Below are 17634 nucleotides of genomic sequence, written 5' to 3'. Positions count from 1 at the left end.
CGGTACCTGGCAGTGATGAAGTCATTCCCATCCTCAATCGTTATATCGAAATATTTCCCGCCGCTCTCTGCACATCTATGGACGCGTGACTTCCCCCGATAATTACTCGCTCAGAGAGCAAGGCAGAACATGGCCACCACATCGCATCGCGGGAAGTGAAAGCGGGCAATTTCCTCGGAAACCGAAACTTCCCAGGGACACGCGTTTGATTTTGAAGGCTGCCTCACTGGAGACGGACGCTTATTTAGGTCTTGAATCAGGTTTTGAAGGCACGGAACTTGCCCGCGTGCTATGCCGTGAATATATCGAGCGCGTCTTCATCATTGGACTTGCAACGGACTATTGAGCGCTGTCATCGGCACCATCGACGGCCGCCAAATAGTATTCGACGCGCGCGCATGAAAGCGTACACGTAATAGGAGCTTCAGCCTGACCGTCACCTCTCATCAGCACATTGTTTACCGCGACGGCAAGCGCCGGTGCCGCATTGAAAGGGTTCTCGTCGAGATAAAGATTTCGCGGAGAAAATAAACAAAGCTGCCAATGAGCGCGAACATGCCAAGAACAAAACACATGGCAATGAACGTTGCCAACGCCAGATTGAGCGCGCTTCCGATGAAGAGCATCGCAATGACCACGCACACGAGCAGTGCACAGGAAGTGCTTAACGTGATCGCACGGTTGATCAAATGCATACGACGGTACAGTGCTTCAAGTTCCGCATGGGCTTCCGTACGTTCCGGAGAATCCGGACCATTCATGCGCGTTTCCAATACGCGCGAGCGGTCAATCACCCGGGCAAGCCGGTTGGTCAGGACTGCGAGGTTGGTGCCGACGCCGGTCAGCAGAAAAACAGGGGCGATGGCGAGCTGAATGGTATGGCCGATATCTCCGAGTTGAATTTCCATAACTGTTATCGTGTGACGGCTTGAACCGGTAAAGAAAAGTTGAGCTGCGCAGTCTACCAGCAAGCCCTCGTCCGCCGTGCCTCTGACGCGGCCGATCTGTGCAGAGGAAACAGATTGTGATGCCTCAACTCGCCTTCATTTTCAACTATTAATCTTGACCGCAGGCGGTCATAGCAGAACATGCATTGAACACGTATGTCGCAGCATCGCAAATCTGAAAAATACGTGATCGTTGGCTGATGGTTGCCGTCGCTACTCCTGCATTCGCCCTCATCTTTGGAATGTCAAACAGGTATCCAAAGGACAAGCGATCTCGGCGTCCGACAGCATTCAGTAGCGCTCGAGAACCATAGGCTTACTTTCGTAGTCCCTGACATCCCGAACATCAGTTCGGGCAAAAGAGAAACGTGATGACCACCCATCTGGAACACTTCGCCGGCAACCTGCCAGATTTCATTACTGCACTTCCTGGATTTCCGACCAACAAAGTCGATCGGGCCCTCCTCGCGGCTATCGACTCCTGCGTGGACGGTGTGATTGTTGTGGACGAGATGCGACAGATTGTGCTGGTAAACCACAAGGCCGAACGGATGTTCGGCTACCCGGCGCAGCAACTGCTTCGGAAACCACTGGACATGCTCCTGCCGTCACGATTCAGTGGCGAACAGCGCCGCCGCATAGAACGCATTGCTGTTGCTAGGATTCACGGGCAGCGCTCGCGCCTCGAACTGAAAGGATTGCGTGCAAACGGAGAGTCTATTTCCCTCAATGCCAGTATTTCGCGCATAACGGTGCATGGAGAACTCTTCCTTGCATTGACCCTCAAGGATCCGGGAACACACACGTCCGTGGTGGATGTAAAGCAGCGACCGGTAAGAGAATCAGAGCTGCGTCGATGGGTAGTTTCCTCTCAGCATGCGACCGAAGTGGAGAAAAAGCGCTTCTCGAAAAAGCTGTATGACGATATCGGCCAGCGCCTCAGCGTCCTTAAACTCGACCTGGACTGGCTCGAGAACAATCTCTCCGATGCGGACGATTGTTTTCCCAGCCGTCTGGCACAGATGCAGGGCTTGCTGGACAACGTGATCCGGATGACGAAAAGCATGGCATCTGCACTGAGGCCGCCGTTGCTGGACGATTTCGGATTGCTGCCTGCCGTTGAATGGATCGCTGAGAACTTCCAGAAGAAGACATCCATTCGCTGTACGGTCGAAAGCAACGGCCTGAATATCAAGCTTGACGACCCCATCGAATCAGCAATCTTCCGGGTAATACAGGAAGGTTTGGCCAACATAGAGCTGCATGCACACGCAAGCAACGCAAAAATCACGTTCGCCCATACCGGAAATCAACTCGATGTTATGATTCAGGACGATGGCATCGGCATGGAAAGCGGCAGCGAGAACAAGCCGGGCTGTTACGGACTGATCGCGATGCAAGAACGCATCTTCGTTTTGGGAGGTACAATCAGCATCCTGAACGTGAAGCCCCATGGAGTTTCCATTCACGCGTCAATACCGATTGAGCCTATTTTTAACGCTGACCAAACTTCTCCTCCACCGACAACGAACCTATGATTCGCATCGTAATCGCCGACGACCACACCATCATGCGCGAAGGACTCAAACGCATTCTTGACGGAGCCGACGACATACAGGTTGTAGGTGAGGCAGTGGACGGTTTCGAAGCATTGGCACACGTTCGCAAAGGTGGATTCGACCTCTTGATGCTCGACCTCTCGATGCCGGGTCGCAGCGGCGTCGAGCTGATCCGGCAGATCAAGGATGAAGTCCCGAAACTGCCGATCTTGATCCTCACGATGCATGAGGAAGAACAATACGCAGTACGCGCGATTCGCGCCGGAGCTCGCGGCTACCTGACCAAAGAAAGCGCCGGAACTCAGCTGGTTAGCGCCATTCGCAAAGTTGCTTCAGGCAGGCCGTACATCAGCCTTGAAGTGGCCGAGCAGCTCGCAATGGATGTCATGCCGTCCAATGAAGACCTTCCGCACAAGCAATTATCCAACCGCGAATTTGAAGTCTTCACTCTGCTGGTAAGCGGCAAATCGATTACCGAGATCGCGGATTTCCTCCATCTCAGTGCCAAGACCGTCAGTACACACAAAACCCGCATCCTGACCAAAATGAATATGAACTCCCTCGCGGAGATGGTGCAATATGCGGTTCAACACAGATTGCTCGGTCCGCTGAAGAACTAGCTCCGAGCGCCTCCCCTCTTCTCCTTCCAGTTCAGGATTCCTCGGCAGCCGACGAGGAAAACTCGCCACGCCGGCACCACAGAGTCGTTGTTTGATTCCATCAGGCAACAGAATCTCCAGTCGGGTACGAGCCATATCAGCAAAGGTTTGATGTCAATGTAGGGGTATTCCTACAGACAGAGTCTGTGGACTACATTGCAATTCAGCTCACACCGATAGCAATTGCCGAGTACGGTTGCGATACTGAGCACTCGCGATTGAGTATGACAGGAAGGCAACTCCCCGTCCGACCTGACATGCCGCATACCGAATTTCCAATAATAAAAGCAGTGATCCGTAAAACGCTCGTGCGCCCGGCTGGTCCGCGTCACGAACCACACCTGGTTTAACTGAATTAGGAGATGACCATGTTGTCCACGCCAGTGTCAGAAGTCCGTTCCGACTCCCCTACGTCCACACTGCACTCCTCGGCCATGGAGGCCGGTTGGCAGCGGCAGGGAAAGCTCTGGTCCAACCTGAAGGAGCTCTGCGATGTATTGCGCATTCCTTCCGCAGCAATCCATACGGATGAAGAACTGCTGTTTCAGCATGTCCAGTTCAAAACCGGCCAGCGCATCCACACGATTGGTCAGCCTTTCGATACGCTCTACATCGTCCATTCCGGCTTCCTGAAGACAGTATTGATTGATGAGTTCGGCAATGAGCAGGTTCTGAGCTTTCCAATGAAAGGGGACCTGTTCGGCGTCGACGGCATCCATACCAAGCGCTATGCGTCGGAAGCTGTCGCACTATCCAATTGTGACCTGATCCTGCTGCCATTCAAAAAACTGACCGCGCTCGGCCGTGCTCACGTGGAGTTCGAACATGCGATGTATAGCGTCATGAGCCGCGAACTGGTTCGCGAGCAGGCGATGGTCAGCATGTTGGGGGCCTTGAGTGCAGAGGCGCGCGTCGCGCGATTCCTGGTCAACCTGTCCGAACGCTATGCAGACATGGGATATTCAAGCAAGCTGTTCAACTTGCGCATGACTCGCCATGAAATCGGAAGCTATCTGGGACTGACGCTGGAGACAGTGAGCCGCACACTTTCCGCATTCAATGAAATCGGCCTCATTACTGTCGATCAGCGTTCGATCGGCATCAAGGATCCCGAAGCACTGAGAACCTTGCGTCGCCTTCCACCTTCCAGTTCGCGCGCGAAGCAAGTCGCAGCGAAGAAATCCAAACAGGCTGCTGCCCAACCTGCCCCGCAATCGGATTCAGACTGGGGCGACCTCGCGACAGCGTAGTCAACACTCTCCGCCAACATTTTTGGACCGTCGGATTCGAGGTCGCAAAGCTGAAACAACAAAGCCCGGTCGTTTACGACTACCCGTTACATAAAGGCGTTGATGATTTGCTTGAAGCCCGCAGCCCGTATGGGTTTGCGGGCTTTTTCATCTGTGGGATTATTTTCGTGAGTAAGAAAACCCACGCAAGCTAGGCTTGGCGCGGGTTTAGAACGAGTCGCCCTTCAGAAACCAACACCTATGTATAACGGGTAGTCGTTTACGATCGGCTTTTTTGCTCCCGAGATTTTGACCATCGGGAATCCGTCCTGGCGTTTGCACAATTTTCTTAACCTTCTGCACAACAGCGATACCTGCGAACACGCTGTATGAGCGCACGCATCGCCATTCAGGCTTTCCAGACCACTTTCATGCGCCGCAACATCATGAGGCGTGGCGCCAACCTGCGATCCAACGTTCCCGAACGCCAGTTGACCGTTCGCTTCGACACAGGTGACCGCCGGATCGACCGCCGCTTATCTTGATCTTGACTATTTCTTCTTGCCGCCAGTCTGGGACGTCTCTCTTTTTCCGCTTCCGCCGACGACCTCATCGCCCATTGCCATTGCGCTTCTTTCCGCTTGTGACGCGGTGCTCGCCGCAGCCTCTGCAGCCTGATGCGCTGCGCTCGCCGCAACGTCGGCATAGTTACCGGCTCTATGCATGGATCTTGTACTCACATCGTCAACCGCTGACCTGGTGTTCGACATATTCCTCTTTGCCAAGGCTGCAACATCCTTGAAAGCCGACTCCCACACGGAGAACATGCTTGTCATTGGATTGAAGGCTGCATCATTTGTCTGTGCCTGCGCCGTCTCCACTGGTCGCTCGGACATTCTCATGGTGGAGCCTGCCGCGTTGGTTCCGAGACGCTCGATATAGTCCTGCATCGATCTGCCGATATCGCTCTGCACTTCCGTAAAGACGCGAACGAGTTCCCGTTGATAGTTCACGGCATCTTCCGGGCTGCGCGACATGAAAGTGGATTGCATCGCACTGCCGACACCTCGCGGATCGCGGGCGCTCGCAATCGCTTGCGCGAGATTCAGTTGCTCCGTGATTGCGTGGCGGGTCGCACCGATCATCACCCTGTCGATTTTCTCCGCGCCTGAAAGAACCGCATCGGCGAATCTTCGCGATGCTTCCAGTTGTTGCTGATACATGTTGATCATGGGATTAAAGACGTTCTGCATGGTTTTGCTCTCCTGGGAAAAATGAAACGCTTGTTTCATCCCGCGTTGAGTGGGAAGGAGGTCCGGCGAATTCCGTCTATTCTCGGCGTATCGACTGGTGTCTTCCACCTGCTCCCGCCATTGATTGAGACAGATCAATCAGACGGGGTTCGACCGCATGCGTGCTGAACTGATCGCATCCCGGTCATGGCTGCGAATATCTCACTGGCACGCATTTTCAGCATGGCCGGGTGGTTCGCAGCTTGATTCAGACATTGATGCTTTGATCGAGCTCCGATGAGGTCCGTCCTCACCACATTGGACATCCGCTCACATAACTATCCTGGCCAGCCATAAGCTGCGTCAGAACATGTGCTGCCCACCATTGATTGCAATGTTGGAGCCGGTGATGTAACCCGCATCATCAGAGCAGAGATACCCAATCAACGCGGCCACCTCGCTGGGCTCGCCGAGTCGTCCCACTGGAATTTCAGGAATGATCTTCTTCTCGAGAATTTCCGTGGGCACCTTCATCACCATCTTTGTACGCAGGTAGCCAGGAGATACGGTATTGACGGTGATTCCCTTGCTTGCCACTTCAAGCGCCAGCGCCTTGGTAAATCCGTGCACTGCCGCTTTTGCTGCAGAATAATTTGCCTGCCCGAACGCCCCCTTCTGACCGTTCACCGACGAAATATTGATGATCCTTCCCCATTGGCTTTCAAGCATTCCGTGAAGCACCGGCTTGCTCATGTTGAAAATGCTGTCGAGATTGGTTTTCCGCACTTCCTGCCAGTCTTCAAACGCCATCTTCCTGAGAGTCGCATCCCGGGTAATTCCGGCGTTATTCACAAGAATGTCAATGCGCCCCAAGTCTCCGATGATTTTCATCACGGCGTCCTGGCACGACGCAAAATCCGCCACATCCGCCTTGTACGCGGAGAAATCGAAGCCCTCCTTCTTCTGCTCGGCCAACCAGGCATTCGCGTGATCGTTACTCGGAGAATAGGTAGTGACCACCCGATGTCCGGCGCTGTACAGCTTCCTGCAGATGGCTTCACCCAAGCCCCCCATGCCGCCCGTGACGAGCGCGACTCGCCGTTCGTCCATACTTCCCCCTTGTGCGCAGTGTTGATGAGTTGTGGTAAGTGCCGCTATCCGCGCGTAATGCGATCCTCCGGCTAGATTCGGCTTGCCATGCTTTTTCTTCTGATTTTTCGGCCAACGGACAGCCAGCAACACTTGTGAATTCGATTGAAGACAAGTTGGTAAGTTCTGCCGGGGAGTTGAGCATCCTCAGTGCTGTGCCATTGAAGACAACCGATAACCGTTCTGTCGGCGACAGGCGCGAACCAGCAGTATCAAGGTCTGTCTATATAGGCATGACAAATGTGCCGCAGGCAAATGCGCGAATCCGCGTTACGACGCCAACGCGAAGAATTTGCCGGTAGCAGGCAAGGGATACAGGGAGGAGCAATCGTCAGTCGGCTTGATTAGGCTATGAGTGAATGCAGCCCAAGGTATACATCTCCTATTCGCCGGGCAAACCGGGCTCCGTCTTTGCGTTGTTTTACTTTGAGTCGGGAGTCGATCTGTATGGCTGGCATATCGAGGCGAGAAGTCTGTACTTTTCTGCTGCCTTTTTCATGGTTGAGAACTTCTACGCCAACCGCTCCCCGCGCCTGTATCGCAGCGTCCAGGACGACGTGTACGCCCCTTGGATCATCGACTATCCACCGACAAGGGACGAAATCCGCTGCCCCGTCCCCGAATCCTTAGGCCATGAACTGGAGCGCATCCAGTCCCGCTTTGTCGAAGAATGGCTTTTCTTCAAGAACGACGACCGCATTGATGACGAACTATCGGCGTACCAGGCGCTTGGCATGCCGGTCCATGAAGTCAATATCAAGTCGCGACGGCTTCCCCGGCTGCAAAAGGAAAACAGCACCTGGACATACATGCAGCCCGGGATCGACCTCAATGTCGTCCAGCTTCTCAGAAAGTATTGGCGCCTGAGCGAAAAAGTACCTATGCGCTAAGCTGCCCATCCGATTTTACGGCCGTTGCCGGACACCGGCGGCCTGCCGTCCCCCTGCTCGACAATTGCCCCACCCCTCCCGTCCCGCAAACTGCATTATGGCGACCGATCAAACACGGTCCGGAACGTACCGCTAATCACACAACAGCCGCATAAATAGGGGCGACATTCAAGAAAATGGCGCGACAGCAACAGGTATAATAGCCGCGAGCACAGAGCGAGTGGCAGACAGTTGATCAATGCACTGTAACGGTTTTCAGTTTCCCCTCTGCACGTTCGGGCCGCCTTCCATGCGGCCCGTTTCATTTGGCAGGAAAACGGCGTTGATTTTCTGCTCTATAACGCTCGCATTGCACCGCCTATTTACCGATCAGCATTTATGTCAAAGACTCAAAGCAGCAAGCCGATAGAGATCAAGATTTCGACAGTCGTTGCCGTTTCCGCCATCCTGCGCGCGCTCGACTTGGCAACGCTGGATGCCGCGATGAAGAACATGACCGGCGGCGCATCTGATTATTTTGATCATGAATTTGCGGTGCTTGACGTCTCGTCCTGCGATTTCACGGGCGACGTTGACTGGCAAGCCCTTATCGCCTTGTTCGATTCCTACAACCTGAACGCGGTCGCCGTACGCGGCGCTCCGGCAGAGATGGAGCCGGCCATTATTGCCAGCGGCCTGAGCATCGATACGCTGGTCAAGCCGCGCCAGGATTTGCAGGAAGAGCAAGCCGAGGTTGCAGTGGCATCAGAGCCGGTGCCCGCCCCTGCGCCTGCGCAGTCTCCGGCGCTACAGCCGGCTCAGGCTGTGGGCGTGCCGGCCATGATCGTCGATACACCAGTGCGTGCCGGCCAGCGCATCTACGCGAGCGGGGCCGACCTCATCGTCACGGCGGTCGTCAACAACGGCGCCGAGTTGATCGCCGACGGCAGTATCCATATTTACGCTCCGCTGCGTGGACGTGCGCTGGCCGGAGCTAGCGGCAACGCCGAAGCACGGATCTTCACGCTGAGCATGGAGGCCGAACTGGTTTCCATCGCCGGCATTTATCGTACGTTTGAAAGCGGCTTGCCGCAGGACCTGGCGAAGAAAGCCGCCCAGGTCCGCCTTGCCGGCGACCGGATAGATGTACTATCCATTCGCGCATAGTTTTCTTTGAAAGGAGTTCGTCTGTGGCCAAAATCATTGTTGTAACGTCCGGCAAAGGAGGCGTCGGCAAGACCACTTCCAGTGCCAGTTTCGCATCAGGCCTTGCGCTGCGCGGGCACAAGACCGCCGTCATCGACTTCGACGTCGGCCTGCGCAATCTCGACCTCATCATGGGCTGCGAACGGCGCGTCGTGTATGACCTGATCAATGTCATCAACAATGAAGCATCCCTCAACCAGGCGCTGATCAAGGACAAGCATTGCGAAAACCTGTTCGTGCTGCCCGCTTCGCAAACGCGCGACAAGGACGCGCTGACAGAACAAGGCGTGGAACGCGTACTGAACGGACTTGCGCAGATGGGCTTCGAGTACATCGTGTGTGATTCGCCTGCTGGCATCGAGCACGGCGCCGTGATGGCGCTGACTTTCGCTGACGAGGCGATCGTCGTGACCAATCCGGAAGTGTCGTCGGTGCGCGACTCGGACCGCATCCTCGGCATCATCCAGGCCAAGTCGCGGCGCGCACTCAACGGCCAGGAGCCGGTCAAGGAGCACCTGCTGATCACCCGCTACGTGCCCAAGCGCGTCGAAGCCGGCGAGATGCTGTCGTTTACCGATGTGCAGGAAATCCTGCGCATTCCGCTGATCGGCATCATCCCGGAATCCGAGGCAGTGCTGCACGCGTCAAACCAGGGTAATCCGGCGATCCACATGACCGGTAGCGATGTGTCGGAAGCCTATCAGGACGTAGTCGCCCGCTTCCTCGGACATGAAGTCCCGCTGCGCTTCACCGCCTACGAGAAGCCGGGTCTGTTCCAGCGACTGTTTAAGGGTAAGTGACATGGCACTGCTCTCCTTCCTGTTCAATAACAAGCCCAAGAGTGCCAGTGCCGCCAAGGAGCGCCTGCAAGTGATCATCGCGCGCGAGCGCAACGGCCGCGACGGCCCCGACTTCCTGCCGGCCCTGCACAAGGAATTGATCGCCGTGATTTCGAAGTACGCGAAGGTCAATGCCGAGGACATCAAGATTTCGCTTGACCGTCAGGGCAACCTTGAAGTGCTGGATGTGAACGTCGTGCTGCCCGACGTCATGCCGGGCAAATAATGAAGTGAAGTCTCGCGAAGGCGGCCACACCTTCGCGAGACGACTGAGGCGGGTCAGTGCAACCTAGTGCAGCTTAGTGCACCTTAATGCAACTGATGCTTCAGGTCAGACAGCTCGCGATGAGCTTGCATGATGGCTGTTTTCAACTCTCCGTCCAGATTTCCCGTCGAATGCTCGCACGCATCCTTGGCGCGGTCACCAAGCTCTTCCAGTTCATCCACGCATTGCCGGATTTGATTCTCGTCCTGTGACTGCAGGATATTCCTGGCATGAATGGCCTTTTGATCCAGCTTCTGGAGGCTGTCCTTCAGGTCCATCGGCACAGCCTGCGCCACCTCGCAGCGTTTCGCGGCGTTGTGAATGGTGTTCTCTATCTGGCTGAATTTTTGCTGAATTTCGTCAGGGCGCATGATATGCCTCCTTGTTTCGGTTCGTTGCGGGGTAAATTTGATAAAGGGCTGACAATGGAGTTCCGATCACGGCCCTGGCCCTCGATTGTTAAAAGAAATGGCACGCAAAGTGCGATAGGGTTCGGCGAATACCCTTGAGTAGCGGCAGAACTTGGCTTTCCCCTGTGAGTCAAATGGCAATAGTCGGAGGTGGCAGTCGCGGTTTCGTCATTTTCCGCCTGTCGAGGAGGCCGTCATGGAAAGGTTCAGGCCGGGATTCTTCATCGTGTTGCTGGCAGGTTTGCTGGCTGCCAGCAATTCTCTCGCGCATCGCGGGCACGAGCACCGCCACTCACGCGTCGGTGTAACGATAGGCATCCCGTGGAGCGTTCCTTGGTCTTACCCTGATTATTACTACCCTTATTCGTATTCCTATTCTTATCCTCCGGTGGTCGTTGTTCCGTCGCCGCCGGTCTACATCGAGCAGAACGCCGCTCCGCCCCTTAACGGCCAGCAAGGAGGAAACTGGTGGTACTACTGCCCGAGCTCACGCGCGTATTACCCGTACGTAACGGAATGTCCGCAAGGATGGCAACCCGTACCGCCACAACCACCAGACCTGAGGTGAGCGATGTCTTCGAGAACCGCACCGGCTTATAGCGCTCTTGCAACTGTTCTGGTACTGGGCGCCTGTACAACGACTCCCCCTGATGAACCCAGCGTGATGGTGCTGCCTGGTGCCGGCAAGACCTTCGAACAGTTCAGGGCCGACAACGATGTGTGCAAGCAGTACGCCCGCGGGCAAGTCGCAGGCCGCACACCGGAAGGCACGGGCGTCGCCAGTGGCGTCAAGAGTGCTGCGCTCGGAACCGTGCTCGGCGCGGCAGCCGGCGCGGCAGCGGACGGCAGCCGTGGTGCTTCGGTAGGCGCTGGCGCGGGGTTGGCACTGGGCGGCCTTTCCGGCGCGGGTGCGGCCGAAACCTCCGGCTCGCGTCTTCAACAACGTTTCGACATAGGTTATCAACAATGCATGTATGCGAAAGGGCATCGCATCCCGATGGCTGGCGGCTTGATGAACCAGTTTTTCCGGGACTACCAGGAGCGCCCCGGCACTCCCCCGCCACCTCCACCGGCAGTACCCGGCATTCGCTGAAAAGCAAGGCAACCAGTTTGGGCCGGAGCAGTCCAAAGAAGCTGCCGTAATCCTGCTTAACCACGCAATACGGATTTGCGGCCGTTTCGCATACGGTGTTTCCGGTACAATCCGCCCCACCATGAATGCACCCAAGAACCTGTTTTCCTATCCCCGTTACCGGCCTGATTACACCAAGCCGGCTCCATTCCTGCCGATGTCGCGTGCGGAAATGGACGCCCTCGGCTGGGACTCGTGCGACGTCATCCTGGTGACAGGGGATGCCTATATCGACCATCCGAGCTTCGGCATGGCACTGATCGGCAGGCTGCTGGAACAGCAGGGTTTCAGGGTCGGCATCATCAGCCAGCCAGACTGGCACTCTGCAGAGGCGTTCCGCGCGCTGGGCAAGCCCAACCTGTATTTCGGCGTCACCGCCGGCAATATGGACTCGATGATCAACCGCTACACCGCCGACCGGAAGATCCGCTCGGAGGACGCCTATACGGCGAACGGCGAGCGCGACAAGCGGCCGGATCGCACGGTCGTCGTCTACGCGCAACGTGCGCGCGAAGCCTACCCGGATACGAACGTCATCATCGGAAGCATCGAAGCAAGCCTGCGCCGCATCGCGCATTACGACTATTGGTCGGACAAGGTACGCCGTTCGGTGCTGCCGGACTCGAAAGCCGATCTTCTGTTATTCGGCAATGCGGAACGTGCGCTGGTGGCACTGACGCATCGACTGGCCGCCGGCGAGTCAATCAAGAACATCCGCGACCTGCGCGGCACAGCCTTCATGGTGCCGAGAGGATGGAAGCCTGCCGAAGACTGGAGCGAGGCGAACTCTACCCGCTACGACACGCCGGGCCGCATCGAGCCGCATCCCGATCCCTACGAGATGAAGTCGAAGGAAACGGGAAGCTGTGCGACAGCGCCGAAGGATGAGAAACCCGTCTTGATCCTGTCGCGCGAAGAGCGGCAGGCAGCGCTGAAAGAGCAGCGCGAGAAGACTGTCGTGCGCCTGCCTGCCTACGAAGAAGTGAAGGACAATCCGACGCTGTACGCCCATGCATCGCGCGTGTTCCATCTCGAATCGAATCCGGGCAACGCGCGCGCGCTGGTGCAAGCGCATGGCGAGCGCGATGTCTGGCTGAATCCGCCGCCGTTGCCACTGGCGATGGACGAAATGGACGGCGTGTTTGACGCGCCCTACGCACGCTCACCGCATCCCAGCTATGGCAATGCCCGCATCCCGGCGTGGGAAATGATTCGCTTCTCGATCAACATCATGCGCGGCTGCTTTGGCGGCTGCACCTTCTGCTCGATCACCGAACACGAAGGCCGCATCATCCAGAGCCGATCCGAGCCGTCGATCCTGCGCGAGATCGAACTTGTCCGCGACAAGACCAAAGGCTTTACCGGCACGATTTCCGATCTCGGCGGGCCGACGGCCAACATGTATCGCCTCGCCTGCAAGGACAAGAAGATCGAGGAAACCTGCCGTCGCCTGTCCTGCGTCTATCCGAGCATATGCGTGAATTTGAACACGGACCACAGCAAGCTGGTTCAGCTGTACCGGAAGGCGCGTGCGATCCCGGGCATCAAGAAGATCCTGATCGGATCCGGGCTACGCTACGACCTTGCCGTGCGCTCGCCGGAATACGTGAAGGAGCTGGTCACGCACCACGTCGGCGGCCTGCTCAAGATCGCGCCCGAACACTCCGAAGAAGGCCCGCTGTCAAAGATGATGAAGCCGGGCATGGGGGCGTATTACAAGTTCAAGGAAATGTTCGAGCGATATTCGAAAGAAGCCGGCAAGGAGCAGTACCTCATTCCCTACTTTATCGCAGCGCATCCGGGCACGACCGACGAGGACATGCTGAATCTTGCGCTATGGCTGAAGAAAAACAATTTCAGGCTCGATCAAGTACAGGCATTTGTGCCGACACCGATGGCCATGGCAACTGCGATGTACCACGGCCGCAAGAATCCCTTGCACAAGGTTTCGGCCGATTCGGAAGTGGTGGAAACCGTTCGCGCCGGCAAGATCCGTCGCCTGCACAAGGCTTTCCTGCGCTATCACGATCCGGAAAACTGGCCGATGCTGCGGGAAGCCTTGCAGCGGATGGGTCGTTCCGACCTGATCGGCAATAGCGAACGCCATCTTGTTCCCCGCTCTTCTCCGCCAGGCGGAACCTTGGATTCAGGTCATCGCCGGTGCAATAGCGAAGGGCGAGGACAGAAGCCTGCCAAATTTGCCGCGAGTTCGGTGAATAGAAAATCTCAGTCCGGGGAACCGATGCGCAAGGCTGGTGCGGCATCGCCAAAGACCGGGCGCAAGATATAAACTATGGAAATATCTGGTATTGCTACAATAAAGCAGACAGTCAATTGGTCGGAGGCTATAGTTACACCGTCTCCTCCAACTCTTCTTGAATTGGATTTAGCCCGCAAGCCGAAAGGTTCCGCGGGCTTTCTTTTTTGCACTTCCTCCTTCTGTTGCCGATAAAAAATGATGTAAGCAAGCGTAAAGTTGCCGCTTCGTCTATTGATCTGCAGCACGCCTTCTATACAATGACCAGAAGCAAGAAATTGCTTCCACAAAACGGAGGAGACGATGCAAGGAACGAATCGTAAGCAGGTAGTTTGCGCGGCAAAAGCCGATTTCAACTACAACAAGCTGCAAGCCGTCATCTGTATGGCATTGTCGGCCGCCGTCAGCATCAGTTCAATCGCTTGGGCTGTCAAATTCTTCGGCTGATCCAGCACGACTTTTTCACATCGTTTTTTGCCTCCGCATCCGGTCTGCACCGGCACGCTTCCTTTCGCCGGAGGAGACGACGTTTGCAATCTGTGTTGCGTTTTATTCAGGCATCGATCTGTGCCAGTGCTTCCTTGATCGCGTTCGCATCGCGCGGGCGTACGAGGCGCGTCACTTCCCGGCCATCACTCAGGAAAACCAACGTCGGCCATAGCGTCACCCTGTAGGAACGTCCCAATGGACGCCCCTTGCCGTCTTCCACCTTGACATGGTGGACATTGGTGTGGGCCGCGAAGGCTGTCGCCAGCAACGGCTGTGCCGCCTGACAGTAGCCGCACCAAGGCGCGCCGAACTCCACTACCGCCGGACCTTCAAGTGCATCGATTTCGCTGCGTGCAGGCTCGACTGCCGCGTAGGTATCATTCATTGCCATGAGGATTCCTCAAGTCTATCTTCGTGTCTGTTGCTGCCGTAGCGGATCCAGCAAGTGCCGGAGCGCATTGTGGTCAAGCTCATACATGAGGGCCAGCAAACGGCCCAGTTCTCCATCCGGAAAACCCTCGCGCGCAAACCAGCCAAGATAATGTCCAGGCAGGTCGACAAGAAGGCGCCCCTTGTACTTCCCGTAGGGCATGGTCCACGTCGTCAGGAGGTGTAGGTATTCAGGGTTCATGATGGTCATTTGCACTGGACCAAGCCAACCTTGCGTTGGATACCGGACAACAACGAATGGTTGCGGTGATAGATCCATGTCCGTGCCGAACTTTAACCTGAAGAGCCTCGATACGCGCACGATTTGCGCCTTTTGCATTTCGTGTTCTTATCTATACTGTTTATATAAACAGTACTTTTGCGAGGATGCGATGGAAACAGAAGCCGCGAAACTGGCCGCTGTCGAAGCCCGCCTGAGGGATGCAATCCGCCTGATCGTGAAAAACCGCATGGCTTCCAAGGAGCCGTTGAGCTGGCGAGTGATGTTCGACATCGAGAATGAAGCCATTTCATTACTGGAACGCGATGCCAATCTTGATGTTCGCTATCTCAACATGATGGCTTCCCCGTCCGCACAGCGTCGTCTGCGACCGGAATCCGCGGCTGCTTCGACAGACGTGGCAGATGCGTATGCGACGCACACCGCGCTGGCGATGATTCAGGAGGCCTATCACCATCAGTCTCATTGAGACGCACCAGCACCGCTCGACACATGTTTACTTTCTCTCTGATTGAGAAAGCGCAAAGAGCAAAATGAATTTGCCTGTGAGATCGGGAATCTATTCCGCATGGTTCTTGGAGGAAGATATGGCGACAAAACCTTGGTGGATCCCGGAGATCAATGAAGACGTGGAGGCAGAGTTTTCCTTCTGGAAGGAGCACTTCGTTTTCTCCATATGGACTGCGGTCAGTGCGGCAGTCGCGGTCGCGTTTCTGATTGCGGTCTGGCCGCAGGGAAGCGGCAACAATGAACTGCGCGACTTCGCACGGCAGATCTGGCCTCTGTTTGTCGAATGCGCGTTCTGGCTGGGCTTCCTGCTGGGGCTGATGTGGGGAGCGGCCAAACGTGCCGGGTCTGCCTTGTCCGGCACGCTTCCATGGTTTCCACGCCAACGGTTGAGTGCACGCGCTGCGGCTTCCCGGCAATTCGGCCAGTGGGCGATGTTTGCTGCGCTGGCGAGCTGCTTCTTGTGGATATCGGTTCAGTTCGAACCGCCGGGACAAGCAAGCACTGCATCCTTGTTCTCGGCCCTGTCACTGCTGATGCATACCTGTCTCTGGTTTGCAGCCGTGTTTGCGATTGGCGCCGTTGCCGGACGTGAACGTCTCGTGCTTGAGCGTACCAAGCTTGAACCCGCGAGGCGAACGGACGACTGAAATCCGGCACGGCCTTACAATGCCCTCTGCCTCAGAGAAAACAATATTTGCAGAGGGCGCAATCCATGAAAGCCATATTGACAGGACACAGCCGGGGACTTGGCGCGGCAATTGCCGAGGAATTACTGTCGCGACAAATTCCTGTCCTCGCGCTGGCGCGGACAAGGAACGCCGAACTCGCACAACGCTTCCCCGCCACGCTGACACAAATCGAACTCGATCTGGCTGACTCCCACGCACTGGCCCAGTGGCTGGCGGAGGATACGCTGAGCAAGTCGCTTGCAGGTTGCAGGACTGCACTTCTCATCAATAACGCGGGCATCGTACAGCCGGTCGGCCCACTGGACATGCAGGATGTGGGTACGATTGCGCGCGCGGTCACATTGAATGTCGCCGCACCGATGATGCTGGCCAGTGCGGTGACCGCAGCCACACCTGAAGCAAGCGACCGACGCATTCTGCATGTTTCCAGTGGTGCCGGACGCAGCCCCTATCCCGGTTGGAGCGTGTATTGCGCCACAAAGGCGGCCATGGACCAGCATGCACGTGCAGTGGCCTTGGACACGACGCATGCACTGCGGATTTGCAGCCTCGCGCCCGGCATCATCGACACCGATATGCAGGCTGAAATACGTGCGACGTCGCTGCAGCAATTTCCACTACGCGAGAAGTTCGATACATTGAAGCGCAACGGCGAGCTCGTCAGTCCGCAGTCCTGCGCGAAACGCCTCGTTGATTATCTTCTTGCGGAGAATTTCGGTACCGAGCCGGTTGCCGACCTGCGCTCGGTCGGCGGTTAGACACGATCAGAGTTTCCAGCTCTTTTTCGTCCTGTAGTCATGCTGCAGGACGAGCCTTGTGGAATCGATCAGGCTGTTCAGGCCGAAGATCAGCTGCGTTAACACGTGTCCGGGCAGCATCCATATCTGCCCTTGCGGAGCCGATTCACGGGTTGCGGCTGAAATCACGGGAGAAGCCCATTCAGCATCCGGCGTCACATCCAGCAGGACGTCACCGTCAGGCGTCGTGTGCATATAAATCTGACCGCCTTCGGCAAGATAAAAGCAGATGCCGTACCCGGAAACGTTTCTCCCTTCGACGAATCGCTGGAGGTCGCGGTTGTAACTGTCTATCCAGGCTTCAACGTCATAGGTGGTGTTCAATGCGATCCATGGACGCTGCGAAGGCTCGTGAGGTGCTGAATTTGTAGTGTCCGTTTTGTCCATGTCGTTAATGGCAGATTGCTGCCACGTCAAATAACTTTCGATATTCGCGTCTTACGGGCGGCACTCTGCGTCCAGTCCCTCGGTGCGCCCACATCGCATTTCTTGCATTTGAGCACGCGTCCCACCGCCTTGTCCCGGCCCTCCGGTGTTATTACCCACGGGCGATTTGTCCATGGCGGGTTATGCCGCACGTGTTGGTTGTGCCCGCATTCCAGTTCGGCGACCCAGTGCCGTTCTTCGTCCCGGTGAAAACCGACGATTCTTTTTTCCATGTGTAACGCGCCTGACGAATTGAAGTTTGCTGCGGAAATGTGCTGCACCATGCCATTCATTCCGCAT

Annotated in this window: 22 protein-coding genes; 14 read left to right on the top strand and 8 right to left on the bottom strand. The window is 56.2% G+C overall.

What is annotated here, in order from left to right; translation table 11 throughout:
• Nucleotides 1–458: 458 nt before the first annotated feature.
• Entirely contained in the window at nt 459–908 is a 450-nt protein-coding gene (locus ACYVIA_RS20130) for a DUF2721 domain-containing protein (RefSeq protein WP_460843965.1), read from the bottom strand.
• 410 nt (nt 909–1318) lie between these two features.
• On the opposite strand from ACYVIA_RS20130, the gene ACYVIA_RS20125 reads away from it, so the two are divergent.
• From ACYVIA_RS20125 to ACYVIA_RS20110, 4 genes are all read left to right on the top strand, one after another.
• Nucleotides 1319–2485, top strand: a complete 1167-nt coding sequence (locus ACYVIA_RS20125) for a PAS domain-containing sensor histidine kinase (protein WP_460843960.1) — start codon at nt 1319–1321, stop codon at nt 2483–2485.
• Nucleotides 2482–3126 (top strand): response regulator, encoded by a 645-nt coding sequence (locus tag ACYVIA_RS20120; protein ID WP_460843959.1) that lies wholly within the window; start codon nt 2482–2484, stop codon nt 3124–3126. The genes ACYVIA_RS20125 and ACYVIA_RS20120 overlap by 4 nt, the downstream gene beginning before the upstream one ends.
• Before the next feature lie 473 nt (nt 3127–3599).
• The gene (locus tag ACYVIA_RS20115; protein WP_460843964.1) at nt 3600–4415 is read left to right on the top strand and encodes a Crp/Fnr family transcriptional regulator; all 816 of its coding nucleotides are present in this window, start codon (nt 3600–3602) and stop codon (nt 4413–4415) included.
• Nucleotides 4416–4783: 368 nt separating this feature from the next.
• Nucleotides 4784–4939: a hypothetical protein gene (locus ACYVIA_RS20110; protein WP_460843958.1), complete on the top strand. Its 156-nt coding sequence runs from the start codon at nt 4784–4786 to the stop codon at nt 4937–4939.
• Nucleotides 4940–4945: 6 nt separating this feature from the next.
• On the opposite strand, the gene ACYVIA_RS20105 is transcribed toward ACYVIA_RS20110, so the two are convergent.
• On the bottom strand, nt 4946–5755 hold the full coding sequence (locus ACYVIA_RS20105) for a phasin family protein (RefSeq protein WP_460843957.1): 810 nt from the start codon (nt 5753–5755) through the stop codon (nt 4946–4948).
• A 234-nt stretch (nt 5756–5989) separates the two neighbouring features.
• Entirely contained in the window at nt 5990–6736 is a 747-nt protein-coding gene (phbB, locus tag ACYVIA_RS20100; protein WP_460843956.1) for an acetoacetyl-CoA reductase, read from the bottom strand.
• Between the two features lie 398 nt (nt 6737–7134).
• Here phbB and ACYVIA_RS20095 point away from each other — a divergent pair, with 398 nt between their 5' ends.
• The 4 genes from ACYVIA_RS20095 to minE all read left to right on the top strand — a co-directional run bounded on the left by ACYVIA_RS20095 (nt 7135) and on the right by minE (nt 9915).
• Complete coding sequence (locus ACYVIA_RS20095; protein ID WP_460843955.1) at nt 7135–7665, top strand: hypothetical protein; 531 nt, start codon at nt 7135–7137, stop codon at nt 7663–7665.
• Nucleotides 7666–8043: 378 nt separating this feature from the next.
• Nucleotides 8044–8811 carry a septum site-determining protein MinC gene (minC, locus tag ACYVIA_RS20090; RefSeq protein ID WP_460843954.1) on the top strand — a complete coding sequence of 256 codons (768 nt, stop codon included), beginning with the start codon at nt 8044–8046 and terminating at the stop codon, nt 8809–8811.
• A gap of 23 nt (nt 8812–8834) precedes the next feature.
• Nucleotides 8835–9650 carry a septum site-determining protein MinD gene (gene minD / locus ACYVIA_RS20085; protein WP_460843953.1) on the top strand — a complete coding sequence of 272 codons (816 nt, stop codon included), beginning with the start codon at nt 8835–8837 and terminating at the stop codon, nt 9648–9650.
• 1 nt (nt 9651) lies between these two features.
• Nucleotides 9652–9915, top strand: a complete 264-nt coding sequence (minE, locus tag ACYVIA_RS20080; protein ID WP_460843952.1) for a cell division topological specificity factor MinE — start codon at nt 9652–9654, stop codon at nt 9913–9915.
• Nucleotides 9916–9998: 83 nt separating this feature from the next.
• On the opposite strand, the gene ACYVIA_RS20075 is transcribed toward minE, so the two are convergent.
• Nucleotides 9999–10325 carry a hypothetical protein gene (locus ACYVIA_RS20075; protein ID WP_460843951.1) on the bottom strand — a complete coding sequence of 109 codons (327 nt, stop codon included), beginning with the start codon at nt 10323–10325 and terminating at the stop codon, nt 9999–10001.
• A gap of 235 nt (nt 10326–10560) precedes the next feature.
• Here ACYVIA_RS20075 and ACYVIA_RS20070 point away from each other — a divergent pair, with 235 nt between their 5' ends.
• The 3 genes from ACYVIA_RS20070 to ACYVIA_RS20060 all read left to right on the top strand — a co-directional run bounded on the left by ACYVIA_RS20070 (nt 10561) and on the right by ACYVIA_RS20060 (nt 13786).
• Entirely contained in the window at nt 10561–10932 is a 372-nt protein-coding gene (locus ACYVIA_RS20070; protein ID WP_460843950.1) for a hypothetical protein, read from the top strand.
• A 3-nt stretch (nt 10933–10935) separates the two neighbouring features.
• Nucleotides 10936–11457 (top strand): hypothetical protein, encoded by a 522-nt coding sequence (locus ACYVIA_RS20065; protein WP_460843949.1) that lies wholly within the window; start codon nt 10936–10938, stop codon nt 11455–11457.
• A 121-nt stretch (nt 11458–11578) separates the two neighbouring features.
• A complete protein-coding gene (locus tag ACYVIA_RS20060; protein WP_460843948.1) occupies nt 11579–13786 on the top strand; it encodes a YgiQ family radical SAM protein in 2208 nt (735 codons plus the stop codon).
• A 520-nt stretch (nt 13787–14306) separates the two neighbouring features.
• Here ACYVIA_RS20060 and ACYVIA_RS20055 read toward each other — a convergent pair.
• Together ACYVIA_RS20055 and ACYVIA_RS20050 are read right to left on the bottom strand one after the other, a co-directional pair.
• A complete protein-coding gene (locus ACYVIA_RS20055; protein ID WP_460843947.1) occupies nt 14307–14633 on the bottom strand; it encodes a thioredoxin family protein in 327 nt (108 codons plus the stop codon).
• Nucleotides 14634–14648: 15 nt separating this feature from the next.
• On the bottom strand, nt 14649–14873 hold the full coding sequence (locus tag ACYVIA_RS20050; RefSeq protein ID WP_460843946.1) for a DUF3820 family protein: 225 nt from the start codon (nt 14871–14873) through the stop codon (nt 14649–14651).
• Nucleotides 14874–14949: 76 nt separating this feature from the next.
• On the opposite strand from ACYVIA_RS20050, the gene ACYVIA_RS20045 reads away from it, so the two are divergent.
• The 3 genes from ACYVIA_RS20045 to ACYVIA_RS20035 all read left to right on the top strand — a co-directional run bounded on the left by ACYVIA_RS20045 (nt 14950) and on the right by ACYVIA_RS20035 (nt 16869).
• The gene (locus tag ACYVIA_RS20045; protein WP_460843945.1) at nt 14950–15381 is read left to right on the top strand and encodes a hypothetical protein; all 432 of its coding nucleotides are present in this window, start codon (nt 14950–14952) and stop codon (nt 15379–15381) included.
• Nucleotides 15382–15499: 118 nt separating this feature from the next.
• Nucleotides 15500–16069 (top strand): hypothetical protein, encoded by a 570-nt coding sequence (locus ACYVIA_RS20040; RefSeq protein ID WP_460843944.1) that lies wholly within the window; start codon nt 15500–15502, stop codon nt 16067–16069.
• Between the two features lie 47 nt (nt 16070–16116).
• Complete coding sequence (locus ACYVIA_RS20035; protein ID WP_460843943.1) at nt 16117–16869, top strand: SDR family oxidoreductase; 753 nt, start codon at nt 16117–16119, stop codon at nt 16867–16869.
• Nucleotides 16870–16875: 6 nt separating this feature from the next.
• Here the strand turns inward: ACYVIA_RS20035 and ACYVIA_RS20030 are convergent, their stop codons facing one another.
• Both ACYVIA_RS20030 and ACYVIA_RS20025 read right to left on the bottom strand, forming a co-directional pair.
• Complete coding sequence (locus ACYVIA_RS20030) at nt 16876–17232, bottom strand: hypothetical protein (protein ID WP_460843942.1); 357 nt, start codon at nt 17230–17232, stop codon at nt 16876–16878.
• A gap of 89 nt (nt 17233–17321) precedes the next feature.
• Nucleotides 17322–17567 carry a DUF3565 domain-containing protein gene (locus ACYVIA_RS20025; protein WP_460843963.1) on the bottom strand — a complete coding sequence of 82 codons (246 nt, stop codon included), beginning with the start codon at nt 17565–17567 and terminating at the stop codon, nt 17322–17324.
• Between the last annotated feature and the right edge of the window lie 67 nt (nt 17568–17634).

The organism is Noviherbaspirillum agri (genome assembly GCF_054780595.1).
This window is presented reverse-complemented; position numbering and strand designations above follow the sequence as displayed.